The following is a 17,924-nucleotide window of genomic DNA, read 5'->3' as shown; positions in this document are numbered from 1 at the left end:
TAAGGGGGGTTGCTAGAAGCGAATACCGACACTGGCCTCTAACAGGCTTCGATCTGCCACCAGGTTGTAATCGCCGCCACCGGTGTTCAGGTAGCTGAGATCGAAGGTGTAAGTGTTTTTGTAATCACCGTTCACACTGAGTATTTGCGCGTAGCGGCCTTCGGAAAATACCCCGTCATAAGCGTGCCCCTCGATGTCATAGACGAGTGTCAGCGAAGGCGTCAGGTCCAGCCCGGGCAACACATTCCTGTAGTTGATTTCCCCTTTGATACGGGTACCCCAGGCAAACGGCGTGATAAATCCGTCATCCGCACATCTGGCCGCCGGACCTGTGCACTTCGCCGCTTTGCCGTAGGGCGCGCTGCCAAAACCGGGGCGTCCGTACCGGATCTGGTCGGTGTCGGGCAGGTCATGTACATATTTCAACCCGGCTTCTGCCGATAGCTTCATCGCGCCGCCCAGCACTTGGCCAAAAGGGTGGCTGGCGCCGAGATTCAATTGGCTGACGTGGAAGCGGTCGTAGCCGCTTGCCAGGTAGCCCGTCGGGGTTTTGGACAGGTAGCCCATCGGCCCGCTGCCGGCGAGCAGCCCGGCAATAAAGTCAGCGCCGTTCCAGGCAATCGGTTGATTGGGACGGTAACTGTATTCGGCATAAATCCCGGTGCCGCCCGGTAGCCGTGTCTTGAAGTTGAGGGCGTACAGGCGAATGCGGGTTGGGTAGGCGCGTTGATAATAAGCCGCCACTCCAGTGGGTGTTGCCAGCCCCATGTTCGCGGCCGGTGGTGTCAGTACGCCGGGGCCGGTACGCATTACTTGTGTCAGCGCTTCCCGGCTGCTGTAGTCGGCGAAATACAAGCCGAACAACCCGACGTCCTTCCATAAATACTGCAGGCTGGCGCCGTATTGATTGTTGCCTGGGCGATGGTCCGGGCCGCGGGCAACGTGATCTAAGGGGTTGTTGAGGGCCTGGCCGTCAGTGGTAGAGATCGGTCGGCCTGCTATCGCGCTCATCACGCTGCCGTTAAGGATAAATTGGTTGCAGCCGGGTTGGGCGTAGTCGCTGGTCGACAGAAATGTGCCACAGCCAGAGTACGCACTGGGGCGCAATTCAAACTGATTGAACGCATCCACCGACAGGTTCTCGGTCAGGGCCAGCTTGGCGTACAGGGTCGGCATCGGCACGGTGCGGGCTTCGGCAATCGAGGTGGCGCGGCGTGCGGCGGCCCAGTCAAACGCGTTCACTGCCTGCAAGCCACCGCTGATGGTGGTGGGCGTGACCCAAGGGATCGCCTGGTCGCCCAGGCGCACGAGCAAGTCATGCCCGGCGGGCTGGAAATTGCCGTAGACATAGGCGTCGTTGAACACCGCATTGGAGAAGCGCGCCAGGGAATCGAACCCCGAATCACTGAGTGGTTCTCCCGAGCGATAGCCGTTGGGGACGCTACCATGCCCGACGTCCTGGTGTTTCTGGGTGTAGTCGTACCAACCCTTTGCGCTGACGAAAACCCCGAGGTTACGGTGGCTGAGGTCCGCTTGCAGGTAGGCTTCGGCCGACGTGGAAACCGCGTCGCCGCGCTTGTAGTTGAGGTTGCCGTCGTTGAACAGGTTCATACCGTATTCGGCACTGGTCAGGCGGGGGCTCGGGTCGTCCATGCGTCGCACTGTGCCCAGGGCCAAGGCGCCTTTTACCAGCAGGCGGGTGTCTTCATGTTGCCATTGCATGCCATTCCCCAGCCCTGAATTGAGGTCACTGAACACCAGTTCTCCTGCGGTGACGGGAGTGCCGATGCCAGCACTGAGCAAGGCCGTGGCCAACCCTGCCACCACAGGCTTGCCGGTGTTTCTTATTGTTGTTTTCACTGACTGATACCCTTGTTTTTTTGTTACGCAGCTCAGGTGTTTTTCAGTCTATCGTCGAAGCGGTCTCGGTAATACGGCGAATACCGACAGTGATAAAGCCAATGTCGCCATTAGAAATCCCGGGCAATTGACTGTTAAAAGCCAAGTGATAAGGCGGTTCAACCCTGTTTTTAAAGGAGCATGATGTAGGCCGGGCGACCGGTCGGGAGACAGCGTGAAAAGGCAGGGCTAATATCGCCAACAATAAATCCAATATCGCCAGGTAAGCCCATGAATGTCCGCGTCGATTTACTGCATGGCCCGCACAGTCTCACTGGCACGCTATTTAGCGTGATCGACATGCTGCGCACCTTTAACAGCCTCTGGCAGTTGCGCAACCCGGATAAGCGCGGCGCGTTTTTTCACTGGCGCCTGATCGATGCGGCGGGCAATGAGCTGCCGCTTCCTGACTGGCTGTCGGAAATGCGCCCGCCCAACGCAGGCCGCAAAACCCTGCGGCCCTCGCAGACAGCCCTGTTTGTTCCCGGCGTGCATATGAAAAGCGTGCCGGACCTGAACCATGTTCTCGATCAATGCACCGCCGAGCTGAACTGCATCGCGCGCTACCACGCCCAAGGGCGCGTGGTTGCTGCCAGTTTCAATGGCGCGGTTATGCTCGCGCGTGCAGGTGTCCTGGATGGCCGGCGCGCGACGGTCACCTGGATGATTGCCAATTGGTTCGCGTGCGCTTTTACGAAGGTGCAATTGGCGATGGAAGGCCCGGTGGTGGTCGACGGCCCGGTGTTCACCGCTGGAGCCCCAGCGGCGGTCTGCGACCTGATGGTGGAGTTGATCCGGCACTTCGCCGGCGAAGAAATGGCCCAGGTCGCGACCAATGGCCTGCTTTATCACCCGATGCGCTTTGAACACTCAAGCCTGAATTTCCCCGGCATCTCGGTAAAAACCCGCGACAGTGTGGTGTTCCGCGCCAAGCAGTGGCTGCAACAGCATATTCAGACGCCCTACAGCCTGGACGAGGTTGCCCAGGCCGCGACCGCCAGCCCGCGGACCTTGCTGCGTCACTTCAAAGAGGTGGAGGGCATGACCCCCCTGGATTATCTGCATCGCCTGCGGGTTGAGCGCGCCAAGCAGTTACTGGAAGTGACCCTGATCGACCTGACGGAGGTCATGGAGTACTGCGGTTATCAAGACGCCAGTGCATTTCGGCGCCTGTTTTTGCGCAGTACGGGGATGACGCCTTCGGAGTATCGGCGGCGCTACACCATGCGCATCTCCAGTCGGCGCTGGCGGGCGGATGAGGCAGGGGAGGATTTGATTGAGGGGTTGGGGCTGGAGCGCCTGTGATGTTCGGCCTCAACTGCCCCGATGGGTCTGCCGATACTCGCCCGGCGGCACACCGGTGCGGCTCTTGAAGGTGCGGTGGAACGAGCGGGGTTCGGTGAAGCCCAGGTATTGGGCGATGTCCTGGATCGGCAGGTCGCTGTGCAGCAGGTAGTGCTCGGCCAGTTCCTGGCGCAGGTCGTCGAGGATCTGCTGGTAGGACGTGCCGGCCTGCTGCAGTTGGCGTTGCAGGGTGCGCACCGACATGGCGAACTGTTCGGCCACCTGTTCTTTGCGCGGCAGGCCTTCCTTGAGCAACTGGCGCAGGGCGTTTTTCACCCGCAGCGCCAGGCTTGAATCGTCCAGCGAGGCCATCAGGGCCAGGGCATGTTCTTCCAGGGTGCGCAGCAACTGCGCATCGGCCTGGCGCAGGGGCGTTTGCAGGTAGCTCAAGGGCGCCACCAGGGCCGAGCAGGGTTGCTCGAACAGCACCGGGCAACCGAAGAAGTCCTCGTATTGGCTGAGCTGCGCGCCGTCCGGCAACGGGTGTTCGAGCAACACCTGGCTTGGCGACAGTTCGGTGTCGGCGATCCAGCGGGCATACACCAGCCAGGACGCCAGCACGTTCTCCACCATATGCCGGCGGATGCGCGGCTGCTGGTGGCGGCAGTTCCAGATCAGGCGGACTTGGTCATGGACCATTTCGGCGCGGCTGGTGCCCATGTCGCCCACCAGTTTTTCGAACGGCATGATGCGGTTCATTGCCTCGCCCAGGGTCGCGCAGTTCATGGTGATGTAGCCGAGCACGCTCCACGAGTTGGGCAACACGAAGCGCGCTGAATTGAGCCCGAACAGCAGGTCCCCGGAATGTTCGCAGAAATACTCCAGCAGGCGTTCGTGGGCTTCCACAGGCAGGCGCAGGCTGTTGTCGTCCAGTTGGCCGGCAGTGATCCCGGCCGCCTCCAGTGCGGGGGCGGTTGCCACGCCGAGCTGTTCGGCATGGCGCAGGTACTTCAGCAGAGGAGGGACGGAGGTAGAGCCGAGTGTCTGCATGATCGGGTTCCTGGCGGGGTGTTGCCGGCGGCAGTGCCTTGCGCGCGTCGATGGCACGCAAGGTAATTTGAAATCGTGACTAAAGTAAATGCTCCCGTGGATACATCCGGTAATACAGCGAGTGACCCAATTGGCTACTCCATCTGTCCCGATGCGACCGTGACAGCCAGCGCCGGCTGTTTAGTATGGGAGCACTGAAAATCACAAGATCTGCTGGGAGAAACAGGCATGCGACGCTGGAACGGCTGGGGCGAAGAAACCACGCAGATGGAGATGCCCGCCCATGGCGCAGCGTTTCTGCGCGAGCGATTGGGCGACGGGCACACCCTGCCTGACGCCAGCCTGGACAGTGCCCTGGCCGCAGTGCCCGCGTCGCGGCTGGCGCCCCACGCGCTTTACAGCATCGAGCCCCGGGACCGCCTGATGCATGCCCGCGGTCAGAGCCTGCCGGACTGGCTGGCCCTGCGTGAAGGTGCCCTGGGTCGGTACCCGGATGCTGTGGCCCTGCCGGAAACTGTCGAGCAGATCCGCCAGCTGCTGGCCCTGGCCGACAGTGCCGACCTGTGCCTGATTCCCTATGGCGGTGGCACGTCCGTGGCCGGACATATCAACCCGCCGGCCTCCACGCGCCCGGTGCTGACGGTGTCCCTGGCCCACATGAACCGCCTGCTCGACCTCGACGAACAAAGCCTGATCGCCACGTTCGGCCCCGGTGCCAGTGGCCCCCAGGTGGAGAGCCAGTTGCGTGCCAAAGGCTACACCTTGGGGCACTTCCCGCAGTCCTGGGAGTTGTCGACCCTGGGCGGCTGGGTGGCCAGCCGCTCGAGCGGCCAGCAATCGCTGCGCTACGGGCGGATCGAGCAACTGTTCGCCGGCGGCACCCTGGAAACGTTCGCCGGGCCCCTGGAAATCCCGAGCTTCCCGGCCTCGGCCGCCGGCCCTGACCTGCGGGAAGTGGTGTTGGGCAGCGAAGGGCGCTTCGGCATCATTTCCACGGTCAAGGTCCGGGTCAGCGCGCTGCCCGAGGACGAGCGCTTCTATGGCGTGTTCCTGCCCGACTGGCCCCAGGCCCTGCAGGCGATCCGCCGACTGGTGCAGGCACGGGTGCCGCTGTCGATGCTGCGTCTGTCGAATGCCATGGAAACCCAGACCCAACTGGCGCTGGCTGGCCATCCCCATCAAATCGCCTGGCTGGAGCGCTACCTGGCACTGCGCGGGGCTGGCGAGGGCAAATGCCTGCTGACTTTCGGCGTCACCGGCAATCGTCGGCAGAATGCGCTGTCGTTGCGCCAGGCGCGCCAGCACCTCAAGGCTTTTGGCGGGGTGTTCACCGGCACCCTGCTGGGCAAGAAATGGCAACAGAACCGCTTTCGCTTCCCCTACCTGCGGGAGAATCTCTGGAATGCCGGCTACGTGGTCGACACCCTGGAGACTGCGACCGACTGGTGCCATGTCGACGCCTTGTTGCACGCGATCGAGGCCAGCCTGCGTGACTGCCTGGCGGCCGAGGGCGAGCGGGTCCATGTGTTTACCCACCTGTCCCATGTCTATGGCGAAGGTTCGAGCATTTACACCAGCTACGTGTTCCGCCCGGCGGCGGACTACCCGGCCACCCTGGAGCGCTGGAAGGCCCTGAAGCAGGCGGCCAGCCGCACCATCGTCGACAACCACGGCACCATCAGCCACCAGCATGGCGTGGGCAAGGACCACGCGCCCTACCTGCCGAGGGAGAAGGGCGAACTGGCGATGGCTGCGCTGCACAGCCTGAGCCGGCATTTCGATCCGGCCGGGCGTCTGAACCCCGGCACCCTGCTGGAAGACTAGGCCCATGAGCGATGAGTGGAATGCCCAGTGGCGCGCGGCCGTGCTGCCGCAACTGGCGAATGAAACCTGGGACTTGATCGTGATTGGCGGCGGTATCAGCGGCGCCGGGATCCTGCGCGAGGCGGCTCGGCGCGGTTGGCGCTGCCTGCTGTTGGAGCAACGGGATTTTGCCTGGGGCACCTCCAGCCGCTCGTCGAAAATGGTCCATGGCGGCCTGCGCTACATCGCCAAGGGCCAGTGGCGCCTGGCCCGTGATTCGGTACGCGAGCGCCAGCGCCTGATGGGCGAAGCACCGGGGTTGGTGGAGCCAATGAGTTTCCTGATGCCGCACTATCGCGGCGGGTTCCCCGGACCGCGGGTCTTCGGCGGCTTGCTGCGCCTGTATGACGCCCTGGCCGGTTGTCGCAGCCGCCAGTTTCATAAACCTGCGCAACTGCGCTACCTGGCGCCGGGGTTGATGGAGCCGGGGCTGCTGGGGGCTTCGCAGTTTCGCGATGCGCTGACCGACGATGCGCGCCTGGTCATGCGTGTGTTGGCCGAGGCCCGCGCCGATGGCGCCTGGGCGCTGAACGGCCTGCGGGTGCGCCAGTTGCTGCGCGAGGGCGGGCGGGTGTGTGGGGTCGAGGTCGAGGACACGCAAGGCGCTGCCGTTATGCAAGTGCGTTGCGCGGTGCTGGCAGTGGCCACCGGCGCCTGGGCTGAACGCCTGCAACCGGATGGTGGGCAGCGGCAGTTGCGGCCCTTGCGAGGCAGCCACTTGTTGTTGCCGGGCTGGCGCTTGCCGGTGGCCCACGCCTTCAGTTTCATGCATCGGCGCGACGGTCGCCCGGTATTCGTCTTTCCCTGGGAAGGGGCCACTGTGGTGGGCACCACCGACCTGGATCATCGCGAGGACCTGGACCTCGGGGCGAGCATTACCCGCGAAGAACTCGACTACCTGCTGGAGGCCTGCGCCCAGCCATTTCCCCAGGCCGAGGTAACGGCGGCGGACGTGCTGTGCACCTGGTCCGGGGTGCGTCCGGTAGTGGGCGCCGCTGACTCCCAGGCCAAGCCCTCCAATGAAACCCGCGAGCATGTGCTGTGGCAGGAGCCGGGCTGCGTGACGTTGGCGGGGGGCAAGCTGACCACCTTCAGGCCCCAGGCCATCGAGGTGTTGCGGGCCTGTGCCGGGATGCTCGGGAAGACCCTGGAGGATGACGGCGCGCCAGTGTTCCAGGCCGTGCCACTGCAGGCGATTCCTGGGCTGAGCGCCGCCGGCCTGAGGCGTCTGGCCGGGCGCCATGGCCGTGACCTGCCACGTTTGGCCCGGCTGATACGCAGCCTGGGCAGCGAGTGTGTCGGCGCCAGCGATACCTTGTGGGCGGAGCTGGCGTTTGCCGCCGAGGCCGAGATGGTCCTGCACCTGGACGACCTGTTGTTGCGGCGCACCCGTCTGGGGTTGTTACTGCCCGACGGCGCCGCTCACTACCTGCCAGACATCCGCCGGCTATGTCAGCCGCGCCTGGGCTGGGACGACACGCGCTGGGAACAGGAACAGCCGCGCTACCTGCAACTCTGGCAACGCCATCACAGCGTCCCGTCCGCCTCGATCTGAAGAGCGCGTCATGAATAAAGAGAGCTTCGTGGATAACAATTCCCCCGACAAACACTATGTGCTGGCGATCGACAACGGCACCCAGAGTGTCCGCGCGCTGTTGTTCGACTTGCAGGGCAATCTGCTGGGCAAAGGCAAGGTCGAGTTGCAGGCCTACTACTCCACGCAGCCCGGCTGGGCCGAGCAGGATCCGGATTACTACTGGCGCAAACTGGGCGAAGCCTGCCAGCAGTTGTGGGCGCAGACCGGCATCGACCGCAGCCTGATCCGTGGCGTGTCCCTGACCACCCAGCGCGGCACCTTGATCAATGTCGATGCCCAGGGCCAGGCCTTGCGCCCGGCGATCCTCTGGCTCGACCAGCGTCAGTGCGAGCCCGAGGGCGGGATCAAGGGCCCGTGGGGCTGGCTGTTCAAGTTGATCGGCGCCGAGGCCACGGTGGACTATTTTCGCGCCCAGGCCGAGGCCAACTGGATCGCCCAGCATCAGCCGGATATCTGGGCAGCCACCGACAAGTTCCTGCTGCTCTCGGGCTTTCTCAGCCATCGCCTGACCGGGCGTTTTGTCGACTCGGTGGGGTGCTGCGTGGGCTACTTGCCCTTCGACTTCAAGCACCTGCGCTGGGCCGCGCCCCGGGACTGGAAATGGCAGGCCCTGGCGGTGCGTGCGCAGCAGTTGCCGCGCCTGTATAAGCCAGGAGAAGAACTGGGCCGCATCACCGCCGAGGCCAGCCGCCACACCGGGATCCCCGAGGGCCTGCCACTGATTGCCGCCGGCTCCGACAAGGCCTGCGAGGTGCTCGGTTCCGGCGTGGTGGAGGCGACGACCGCGTGCCTGTCCTACGGCACCACGGCGACCATCACCACTACCCGCTCGCGCTACCTGGAGATAGTGCCGCTGATCCCGCCGTATCCGGCGGCGATCCCCGATCACTACAACTGCGAAGTGATGATCTATCGCGGCTACTGGATGGTCAGCTGGTTCAAGAACGAGTTCGGCCTGCGGGAAATGCAGCAGGCCCGGGAGCAGGGCCTGGAACCGGAGCAACTGTTCGATGCGCTGGTCAACGCGGTGCCGCCCGGCTCCATGGGCCTGACCCTGCAACCCTACTGGTCGCCGGGCATCCGCGAGCCGGGTGTAGAGGCCAAGGGCGCGATGATCGGCTTTGGCGACGTGCACACCCGTGCCCATATCTACCGGGCGATCCTCGAGGGGCTGGCCTATGCCTTGCGCCAGGGCAAGGAGCGTATCGAGCGCCGGTCGAAACTGTCGATCAAGCGCTTGCGCGTGGCCGGTGGCGGTTCCCAGAGCGACGCGGCGATGCAACTGACCGCCGATATCTTCGGCCTGCCCGCCGAGCGTCCGCATGTCTACGAGGCGTCCGGGCTGGGGGCGGCGATTGCCTGTGCGGTGGGGCTTGGGCTGTACCCGGACTTCGATACCGCCATCGCCGCCATGACCCGCACCGCCGAGGTGTTCATGCCCCAGCCCGAGGCGCAACAGATGTACGACCGCTTGTACCGCGAGGTCTACCTGCACATGTATCGCCAGCTCAAGCCGCTGTACCAGAGCATCCGCGAGATTACCGGCTACCCGGCGTAGGCCCAGGCTGTATGGCGCTATTGGAGAGTCGTTTTGGCAAGATCGGACAGTGTCGGGGGATACCCGGATTGTTAGGCTGAACGCATCTACAAAAAGAGCGTAAAGCCATGAAGTTGCCGTCGTTGCTGCTGTGCCTGGGGCTGTGCAGTCTGTCGCCTGGGGCCGGTGCATGGTCCAATCACAGCGTGGGCAGCTACCTGGCCCTGCGGGATTTGCCCGCGTTGCGCGAGGCGCCCGAGATGGCGGTCGAGTCCCTTGAGCAGTTTGTGTCCGAGCAGTACCCAGGGCTGGTGGCCTTGCTGGACGAGCAGGAAAACTTCGCCCGCAAGCACTTTCCCGACTACCCGCCGCGCCCCGACAACCTGCGTCTGGCGCCGCAGCCTGGGGCCGATCTGCGCCGGGACTTGCTCATGGCCCTGCGGGTCAACCCACAGATCCACCTGGCCCAGGTGATCCAGCCCATGCCCGGCGAGGACCTGGCTGGGCGCCCGCAGCTCAAGGCCACCGAAGTGATGGTCGAACAGACCCTCTCGCCGTGGAATCGCCAGCGCTTTATCCAACTGCAGCCGGGGCAGACGGTCGCGCCGCTGGCCGTGCTGGCAACCGCCGCGGACGAGCCGGACTACGGCCACGATATCAACCTGTTCAGCGATAACCCAGGGGCGGTCGGCGCACTCTATGGCTTCGGTGTGCAGTCGTTTGGCGACGCGCGCTTCCAGTACAGCTCCCAGGCGCCGTTTCATATGGGCTTCTTTCACGAGAGCGCGGTGGTCTATGTCGCCGCGCCTTTCCTGTTGCGCAACTGGCCGGACTGGCGGGCCTACCAGTACTTCGGTCTGGCGCGTTTTGCCTTCGCCAATGGCCATCCCTACTGGGGCTATCGCTTCCTCGGATGGGGCATGCACTACCTGCAGGACCTGACCCAGCCGTATCACGCCACCACTCTGCCGGGCGATGACTTGACCAGCATGCTGCTGATGGAAGGCAAGGCCCTGGCCGGCTACGACAGCGACAAGCGGGCGGCGATCGAACGTGTCGCCACGCGCCACAACGAGGTGGAGCGCTACCAGTTCGCCTGGCTGCGCCACCTGCTGCTGACGGGGGCGGATAACCCGATGCTGACGGCCTATGCCGACGCCACTCAGGACGCCGATTACCCGGCTTACTCGACGGACTACCTGCGCCAAGTGGTCAGTGCCCAGGCGGATGCCCAGGCCGTGGCGTTCGACGAGGCCATCGGCCAGTGGCTGACCACGCCCGGGGCGACCCAGAGCTTCAGTGCCGGCAACCAGTTGCCCGCCGAACGCTACGACCATGCCCGGCTCAACGAACAGTTGGTGCAGTTGCTACGCCACTTTGGCGCCCACAGTCGCAACTACGTCAGGGCTGGTCTCGACCGCCCGGCGCCGGCGCAGTAACAACAGACAACGCAGTGCAATAACAACAAAAAAGGTTGCAGGGGAGAGACGGTAATGAGCACCACAGTGCGCGCGCAAGGCTCGGGATCCGAGGGTAAATGGTCCATCACATCCACTGGGGCGGGCGTCGGCCTGGTAGGTCTGTTGCAACTGTGCAGCGGCGGGACCGTGCAGGCCATGGAGTTCAGCGTGCTGGACAACCAGGTCACCGGCTCGTTCGACAGCACCCTGTCTTATGGGCGTCTGTGGCGGGTGCAGGGGCGTGACAAGGGCAACGACGACGTCAACACCAACGACGGCAATCGCAACTTCGATACCGGGCTGGTTTCCGAGGTGTACAAGATCACTTCGGAGCTGGAAGCCAACTATCAGAACTACGGGCTGTTCGTGCGTGGCACGGGGTTCTATGACACCCAGATCATGGACAAGCGCAACGACTACTACCGCAACAACAGCCCGTCGCAACCCAGCCAGAGCCATCCCCAGGATGACCACTTCACCGACCAGACCCGCGACATTGCCGGTAGCCGTGTGGAGATTCTCGACTCCTACATCTATGGCAACTGGGACGTTGGCCAGATGCCTCTGACCGCGCGCCTGGGGCGCCAGGTGTTCAACTGGGGCGAGGGCATTTTCTATCGCGGCGGGGTCAATACCACCAACCCGGTGGACGCGGCCAAGTACCGCCTGCCGGGCGCCGAGGTCAAGGAAGTGCTGATGCCGGTGGAAGCCATCAGCTTCAATATTGGCTTGAGCGACAACCTGTCGATGGAGAGCTTCTATCAGTGGAACTGGAAGGAGACCCGCATCGACCCGGTCGGCACCTTCTATTCCCAGAGCGACCTGTTCGCCGATGGCGGCCGCACGGGGTACAACAACTTCACCGGCAGCGCCCTCGACACCCCGACGCCCATCGGCGGCAACGTCATCGGGTTATACGACGCCCTGGGCAACAACCCGATGTTCGGCGGCATGCTGCGCAGTACCGGGCTGTATGCCAACGGCATGACCCCGGCCTACGGCAACACCCTCAAGGTGGCGTCCATCGGCAAGGACTACAACGCGCGCAACGATGGCCAGTACGGCTTTGCCTTCCGCTACATCGCCGAGGAACTCAACAGCACCGAGTTCGGCCTGTACCTGGTCAACTACCACGCCAAGGAGCCGACCATCGCCGCAGACCTGGCGGGTTACAAGGGCATCGACATGGCGGCGCTGACCAGCATGCTGTCGTCGGTGGCCGGCAGCCAGGCCGCGGCCTTGGCCAATGGCCTGGCGACGGTGGATGTAATGGGCAATATCCAGGCGCACCGGCGTTATGCCGAAGACATCCGCATGTATGGCTTCAGCTTCAACACCACCCTGGGCAAGGCCTCGGTGTTTGGCGAGCTGGCCTACCGGCCGAACCTGCCGATTGGTATCGCCGCGACCAACGACCTGATCGGCGACCTGGCCAATGGCGCCGGCGCGGCGGCGGGCGGGCAGTTCATCAATGTCGGCGGGCAGATGGTCAACCTCAACAGCCAGATCGACAACTCCGAGCGCGTCGAGGCCTTCAACACCTCGCTGGGCAGCATCTACAACTTCGGCCCGGGCCTGAGCTTCGACTCGCTGTTCGGCGTGTTCGAACTGGCCTCCGAGCACCTGCGCGGCAGCAGCCTGAAGTACCAGGCCTACGATGGCAGCACCCGCTACTACGCGGGCAGCGGCAACACCTCTTATGTGTCTGGTGGTGAGCGTGATGACCAGGTCAGCCGTGATTCCTACAGCTATACGGTGATGTTCAACGGCACCTGGAACGACGTGTTCGCCGGGGTCAACCTGTCGCCCTACGCGGTCTACAAGGACGACTTCAAGGGCAACTCCTATCAGGCCGGCAACTACATCGAGGGACGCAAGGCTTACACCCTGGGGCTCAAGGCCAACTACCAGAACAAGCTGGAAGCCGAGCTGCAATACACCGAGTTCTTTGGTGGCGGCCAGAACAACGTGATCCGCGACCGCGACAACATCGGTTTCAACCTCAAGTACTTCCTGTAAGCCGCTGCCGTGCTGCGGCGCGAGGGCGGCTGCCCGCCCTCGTTTTTTTGGAGATTCGCCATGTTCCACACACCTCGAATACTCACCGCCAGCCTGGCCCTGGCCCTCGGCCTGGCCGCCGGCAACGCGCTTGCTGCGCTCTCGCCCCAGGATGCACAACAGCTCAAGGCCCAGCTCACACCGCTCGGCGCCGAGCGCGCGGGCAATGCCGCCGGCACCATCCCGACCTGGGAAGGTGGGATCACCCAGGCCCCCAAGGGCTATGAAAAGGGTAAACACCATGTCGACCCTTTTGCCGGCGACAAGCCGCTGTTCACCATCACCAAGGCTAACCTGGAACAGTACAAGGCCAACCTGACGGCGGGCGAGATCGCCTTGTTCAACAGCTACCCCGACACCTTCCAGATGCCCATCTACCCAAGCCGGCGTTCTGGCTCGGCGCCCCAGTGGGTGTATGACAACACCTTCAAGAACGCCACCAGCGCCAAGCTGCTGGACGGCGGCACCGGCTTCGCCGACGCCTTTGGCGGCGTGCCATTCCCCATTCCGCAAAACGGTGTGGAAGCACTGTGGAACCACATCACCCGCTATCGCGGCACCTACGTGGTCCGCCGTGCTTCGGAAGCGCCCGTGCAGCGCAATGGCAGCTTCGCCCTGGTCACGTCGCAGCAGGAAGGGTTGTTTAACTATTACCGGCAGGGCGGGCAGTACGCCGACCTGAAGAACATCCTGTTCTACTACCTGACCTTCGTAAAAAGCCCGGCCCGCCTGGCCGGTGGCGCGACCCTGGTGCACGAGACCCTCGACCAGATCAAAGACGCGCGCCAAGCCTGGATCTACGACGCCGGCCAACGCCGCGTACGCCGCGCGCCGAACCTGGCCTACGACACACCGATCTCATCCTCCGATGGCCTGCGCACGGCGGACGACACCGACATGTTCAACGGCTCGCCGGATCGTTATGACTGGAAACTGCTGGGCAAGAAGGAAATCTACATCCCCTACAACAACTACAAAGTCGCCAGCGCCGACGTGAAATACGCCGACCTGCTCAAGGTCGGACACCTCAACCCGCAATACACGCGCTACGAGCTGCACCGTGTGTGGGTTGTCGAAGGCACCCTGAAACCGACGGCGCGTCACCTGTACTCCAAACGCGTGCTGTACCTCGATGAAGACAGCTGGGGCGCAGCGGTGGTTGATCAGTACGACGGCCGCGGTGAACTGTGGCGGGTGTCGATGGCCTACCTGAAGAACTTCTACGACCTGCCCACGACCTGGAGCGCATTGGATGTGTTCCATGACCTGCAGGCACGGCGTTATTACGTGCAGAACCTGGATAACGAAGAACCGCAGACGGTGGATTTTGGCCAGGCGATTCCTGAGGATTCTTACTTTATGCCGTCGGCGTTGCGCTTGCGGGGCACGCGGTAGGTCTATCGGGATTTGAGAGAGCTGCGCAGGCGAGCGCAGCTCTGTGAGGGACCGTCCAGGCCGGGGCTATTCGAACAGCGCTGGATCTACTTTCTTGCACCGAGCCTGTTCCAGGTGTTTGCGCATTTGGTCGGCTGCTGCAAGGCGGTCTCCTCGTTCGAGGCAATCGAGAATGGCCAGATGCTCCTGGGCCTGGCCTTTGCGTGGCGCTCGCGTGCTGGCTTGGCGGTATTCCACAAGCCTACGCAATTGGTTTAAACGGCGGACCGTTTGTTGCAGGAAGCGATTGCCGGAACACCCCGCCAGCGTCTCGTGAAACTGGGCGTTCGCTTCGAACAACTCCTGAGGCGTCATGCTCAAGTACCCACCGCCGGCAATGAACTCTTGCTGCTTGCGACAGGCCGCCAGCGTTTCACCATCGATCAGGAATGCGGGGGAGAGCAGGCCGGATGGCTCGATGGTCGCGCGCAAGGCATAGCTTTCTTCATACGCCTCCACTGAGTCGATCATGGGGAGAAAACGCCATCCTTGGCCGGCACGCTGTTCAATCCATCCTTCCTGTTGGATGCGTGATAGAACGGCCCTCAGCGCCGCCCGTGACACATCGAACTGACGCATGAATTCAATCTCGGTGAACAGCTCTGGGAGCTGCCTGCCCAGACGCAATTCGGCAAATTTCAGGTACAGCGGATCGTCACTGCCTTCCATGACTTGCGAGGCCAGATCGACGAGATCCTCGCTGGACCTGGCCAGGAAAAAGCCGCGATTGCGGTCGTAAGTGAGCATGCCTTTTTCGACCAAATGGCCCATCGCAAACTTTACCGGCGTGCGCGAGACGTTCAGCGCCGCCGCCAACTGCGACTCAACCAGGTGATGTCCGATAGCAAAGCGTTCACGACGCACGAGAGAAACAATGTCACGCGCAATGCGTGCTTGCAGCGGGCTTAGGGGCATCGGATCGAGACCAAGTAGAGCTGACCATGGAAGCCCCATTCTAGCGTGCCGGTAAGCTTAACCACACCGTAGAAATCGTGGGCGTGGGTGGGCGCCCGATTTGACCGGTACGATGAAGCGGATAAAGCCTGGATTGATCTATATCGCGATAAAGTTCAATATGCGCCTCACAAAAACATTGCCCGTGCAGCCTGTGAGGATTAGCCAATGCCTATGTCAAAGCGTCGAACCGTTAGCGCCAACGGAGTCGAGTACCGTGTCAGCGATATCCGTGGGGTTGTAACTGATCTGGGGGGTGATTACGCAACGCTGCCCTACAGCTTGCGAATCCTGGCCGAGAACGTTTTGCGTGGCGAGACTGATCCTGAAGCCGCACTGAAAGTGATTTGTGCACGCTCCAAAGAATTCGACATTCCGTTTCGACCGGCCAGGGTTGTGCTGCAGGATTTGTTGGGCACGCCGGCACTGGTCGACCTTGCCGGGTTGAGAGATGCCGTCGCCGAGAAAGGTGGCAACCCGCGCCTGGTGAACCCTGTCACCCCCACTCACCTTGTTGTGGATCACTCACTCAATGTCGAGCGTTGGGGCGATGCCAGCGCGCAGGCCGATAACGAGGCCATCGAGCGCGTACGCAATGCCGAGCGTTTCCAGTTCCTGGACTGGTGCAACAAGGCGTTCAGCAATCTTTCGATCATTCCCTCGGGCAAAGGCATCCTGCACCAGATCAACCTTGAGCGCCTGACCACCGTCGTGGGTACTCAGCGCCGTGGCAATGAGCTGTGGGCTTTCCCGGATACGCTGGTAGGTACCGACAGCCATACAACGATGATTAACGCCATTGGCGTATTGGGCTGGGGGGTTGGGGGGATCGAAGCCGAAGCTGCGATGCTGGGCAAATCGCTGATGCTGCGATTGCCGGACATTGTCGGGGTACGCCTGGAGGGCAACTTGCCTGGGGGCTATCTTGCGACGGACATCGCGCTGGCGTTGACTGAGCAACTTCGTAAAGCGGGGGTTATCGGTGCTTTCCTGGAGTTCTTCGGCCCGGGTGTCGCGCAACTGTCGCTGGCAGACCGGGGAACCTTATCGAACATGGCGCCGGAATTCGGTGCGACAGCGGCAATGTTCGCAATTGATGATCGCACGCTTCACTACCTTCGTATGACCGGGCGTGGCGGTGAGATTTCCGGCCTCACCGAGGCGTATGCGCGTGCACAGGGTCTGTGGCATGACAGTCTCGCGGGCGTTGAATACAACCGGGTCGTGACCCTTGATCTCAGCACCGTCGCGCGCTCGATTGCCGGGCCGAAGCAGCCTCACCAGCGTATTGTGCTGGGGCAAAAGGCGCCTGCTACCCAACTGCCTGGCGGCCTGGATAATGGCTCTGTGGTGCTCGCCGCCATCACCAGTTGCACCAATACGTCCAACCCCCGTGGAGTGATTGCTGCTGGGCTGGTTGCACGTAACGCCCGCAAGCGTGGATTGAAAAGAGCGCCTTGGGTTAAGACGTCCTTCGCCCCGGGTTCGAGGGTGGTGTCGGACTATCTTGAGCGGTCTGGCTTGAATGAGGACCTGGATGCGTTAGGTTTCAACCTGGTCGGCTATGGCTGCACGACCTGCAACGGTATGTCCGGCCCGTTGCTCAGTACCGAAATCGAAGACGAAATTCGGGCTCGCAAGCTGGAAACCGTGGCCGCTACTTCCGGCAATCGTAACTTTGAAGGGCGTGTTCACCCGTTGGCCCGCGAAGTCTTCATCATGTCTGCGCCGCTGATCGTTGCGTACGCGATTGCAGGTACCTACCTGATCGACCCGGAAAAAGATGCATTGGGTCTCGACGACGATGGCGTGCCGGTCTATCTCCACGAACTGTGGCCGAGCGATGAGGAACTGACGCAAATCGAAGCCGATAATCTGACTGCCGATTTGTTCGACAAGGCCTATGAAGATGTTCCCCGTGAAGCGGGCTTGATTGCCAGCGATCTGCGCGCCGGCGTTAGCGATCAGTATCCCTGGCAGGCCAACAGCACCTACATCCGCAAACCTCCCTACTGGAGTGATGCGGTGAGTGCGACAGACACCACCCAGGACCTCAGCAACATGCGTGTGCTGGCCATGCTCTCGGACAACATCACCACCGATCACATCTCGCCCTCTGGCGCGATTCTTCCAGAAAGCGATGCGGGTCAATACTTGCAGTCCCACGGCATCGCGGTACAGGACTTCAACTCATATGGCACTCGCCGTGGCAACCATGAGGCCGCGCAGCGTGCGACCTTCGCAAGCCCCCGCCTGAAAAACGAACTGCTTGAAGATGGCCGTGAAGGCCCGTGGACATTGCTTCTGCCCGAGAAAAAAGTCACCACGATTTTCCAGGCCGCGCAGATTTACGCACAGCGCAAGCAGCCGCTGATCGTTGTGGCCGGCAAAGAGTACGGCAGCGGTTCTTCCCGTGACTGGGCGGCAAAGGGCCCGCGCCTGTTAGGCGTGCGGGTGGTCGTGGCCGAAAGCTTCGAACGCATTCACCGCACCAACCTGGCGGGTCTCGGCATTTTGCCTTTGCAGTTTGAAGACGGTGTTTCTCGCCAGAGCCTGGGCTTGAACGGACGCGAATTATTCAGCGTTGAAGGCATCACCCAAGACTTCCAGCCGGGCGCAAAAATCACTCTCCTGATCGAGCGTGAGAATGGCGAGAAAGAGCGGGTGTCGGTCTTGAGCCGCCTGGACACCTTCGAAGACGTTCGCTACTTGCGCTGCGGTGGTTTGCTGCCGCAGCTGCTGATCGAAAGTATGCAGAGCGCCTCCCTCAACTGATGCAACGCTGATT

At 62.6% G+C, this 17,924-nt stretch carries 11 protein-coding genes; 8 read left to right on the top strand and 3 right to left on the bottom strand.

The features are described from left to right. Positions 1-12 precede the first annotated feature (12 nt). Entirely contained in the window at positions 13-1,860 is a 1,848-nt protein-coding gene (locus tag HBR93_RS03435; protein WP_273865961.1) for a DUF1302 family protein, read from the bottom strand. Positions 1,861-2,130: 270 nt separating this feature from the next. Between HBR93_RS03435 and HBR93_RS03430 the strand changes: the two genes are divergently transcribed. Then, positions 2,131-3,204 carry a helix-turn-helix domain-containing protein gene (locus HBR93_RS03430; protein ID WP_169959824.1) on the top strand — a complete coding sequence of 358 codons (1,074 nt, stop codon included), beginning with the start codon at positions 2,131-2,133 and terminating at the stop codon, positions 3,202-3,204. A gap of 9 nt (positions 3,205-3,213) precedes the next feature. Here the strand turns inward: HBR93_RS03430 and HBR93_RS03425 are convergent, their stop codons facing one another. Beyond that, positions 3,214-4,233 carry an AraC family transcriptional regulator gene (locus HBR93_RS03425; RefSeq protein ID WP_115129096.1) on the bottom strand — a complete coding sequence of 340 codons (1,020 nt, stop codon included), beginning with the start codon at positions 4,231-4,233 and terminating at the stop codon, positions 3,214-3,216. A gap of 228 nt (positions 4,234-4,461) precedes the next feature. On the opposite strand from HBR93_RS03425, the gene HBR93_RS03420 reads away from it, so the two are divergent. The 6 genes from HBR93_RS03420 to HBR93_RS03395 all read left to right on the top strand — a co-directional run bounded on the left by HBR93_RS03420 (position 4,462) and on the right by HBR93_RS03395 (position 14,143). Next, positions 4,462-6,057, top strand: a complete 1,596-nt coding sequence (locus HBR93_RS03420; protein ID WP_120734210.1) for an FAD-binding oxidoreductase — start codon at positions 4,462-4,464, stop codon at positions 6,055-6,057. Positions 6,058-6,061: 4 nt separating this feature from the next. Beyond that, a complete protein-coding gene (locus tag HBR93_RS03415) occupies positions 6,062-7,651 on the top strand; it encodes a glycerol-3-phosphate dehydrogenase/oxidase (protein WP_169959823.1) in 1,590 nt (529 codons plus the stop codon). Between the two features lie 10 nt (positions 7,652-7,661). Next, positions 7,662-9,251 carry an FGGY-family carbohydrate kinase gene (locus HBR93_RS03410; protein WP_057438979.1) on the top strand — a complete coding sequence of 530 codons (1,590 nt, stop codon included), beginning with the start codon at positions 7,662-7,664 and terminating at the stop codon, positions 9,249-9,251. Between the two features lie 107 nt (positions 9,252-9,358). Then, complete coding sequence (locus tag HBR93_RS03405; RefSeq protein ID WP_169959822.1) at positions 9,359-10,669, top strand: phospholipase; 1,311 nt, start codon at positions 9,359-9,361, stop codon at positions 10,667-10,669. A 54-nt stretch (positions 10,670-10,723) separates the two neighbouring features. Next, positions 10,724-12,709 (top strand): DUF1302 domain-containing protein, encoded by a 1,986-nt coding sequence (locus HBR93_RS03400; protein WP_081044311.1) that lies wholly within the window; start codon positions 10,724-10,726, stop codon positions 12,707-12,709. A gap of 60 nt (positions 12,710-12,769) precedes the next feature. Further along, positions 12,770-14,143 carry a DUF1329 domain-containing protein gene (locus HBR93_RS03395; protein WP_115129093.1) on the top strand — a complete coding sequence of 458 codons (1,374 nt, stop codon included), beginning with the start codon at positions 12,770-12,772 and terminating at the stop codon, positions 14,141-14,143. Positions 14,144-14,209: 66 nt separating this feature from the next. Here the strand turns inward: HBR93_RS03395 and HBR93_RS03390 are convergent, their stop codons facing one another. Then, entirely contained in the window at positions 14,210-15,097 is an 888-nt protein-coding gene (locus HBR93_RS03390) for a GntR family transcriptional regulator (protein ID WP_169959821.1), read from the bottom strand. 213 nt (positions 15,098-15,310) lie between these two features. Between HBR93_RS03390 and HBR93_RS03385 the strand changes: the two genes are divergently transcribed. Next, positions 15,311-17,911: an aconitate hydratase gene (locus HBR93_RS03385; protein WP_262377243.1), complete on the top strand. Its 2,601-nt coding sequence runs from the start codon at positions 15,311-15,313 to the stop codon at positions 17,909-17,911. Positions 17,912-17,924 lie beyond the last annotated feature (13 nt).

This window comes from Pseudomonas sp. WS 5411 (genome assembly GCF_012985595.1).
Classification (GTDB): Bacteria; Pseudomonadota; Gammaproteobacteria; order Pseudomonadales; family Pseudomonadaceae; genus Aquipseudomonas; species Aquipseudomonas shahriarae.
This window is presented reverse-complemented; position numbering and strand designations above follow the sequence as displayed.

Excerpts from the sequence above, each read along its gene's own strand:
- HBR93_RS03395 (WP_115129093.1), top strand. The coding sequence starts at position 12,770 with ATGTTCCACACACCTCGAATACTCACCGCCAGCCTGGCCCTGGCCCTC.
- HBR93_RS03415 (WP_169959823.1), top strand. The coding sequence starts at position 6,062 with ATGAGCGATGAGTGGAATGCCCAGTGGCGCGCGGCCGTGCTGCCGCAA.
- HBR93_RS03390 (WP_169959821.1), bottom strand. The coding sequence starts at position 15,097 with ATGCCCCTAAGCCCGCTGCAAGCACGCATTGCGCGTGACATTGTTTCT.
- HBR93_RS03425 (WP_115129096.1), bottom strand. The coding sequence starts at position 4,233 with ATGCAGACACTCGGCTCTACCTCCGTCCCTCCTCTGCTGAAGTACCTG.
- HBR93_RS03400 (WP_081044311.1), top strand. The coding sequence starts at position 10,724 with ATGAGCACCACAGTGCGCGCGCAAGGCTCGGGATCCGAGGGTAAATGG.
- HBR93_RS03385 (WP_262377243.1), top strand. The coding sequence starts at position 15,311 with ATGTCAAAGCGTCGAACCGTTAGCGCCAACGGAGTCGAGTACCGTGTC.
- HBR93_RS03405 (WP_169959822.1), top strand. The coding sequence starts at position 9,359 with ATGAAGTTGCCGTCGTTGCTGCTGTGCCTGGGGCTGTGCAGTCTGTCG.
- HBR93_RS03430 (WP_169959824.1), top strand. The coding sequence starts at position 2,131 with ATGAATGTCCGCGTCGATTTACTGCATGGCCCGCACAGTCTCACTGGC.
- HBR93_RS03410 (WP_057438979.1), top strand. The coding sequence starts at position 7,662 with ATGAATAAAGAGAGCTTCGTGGATAACAATTCCCCCGACAAACACTAT.
- HBR93_RS03420 (WP_120734210.1), top strand. The coding sequence starts at position 4,462 with ATGCGACGCTGGAACGGCTGGGGCGAAGAAACCACGCAGATGGAGATG.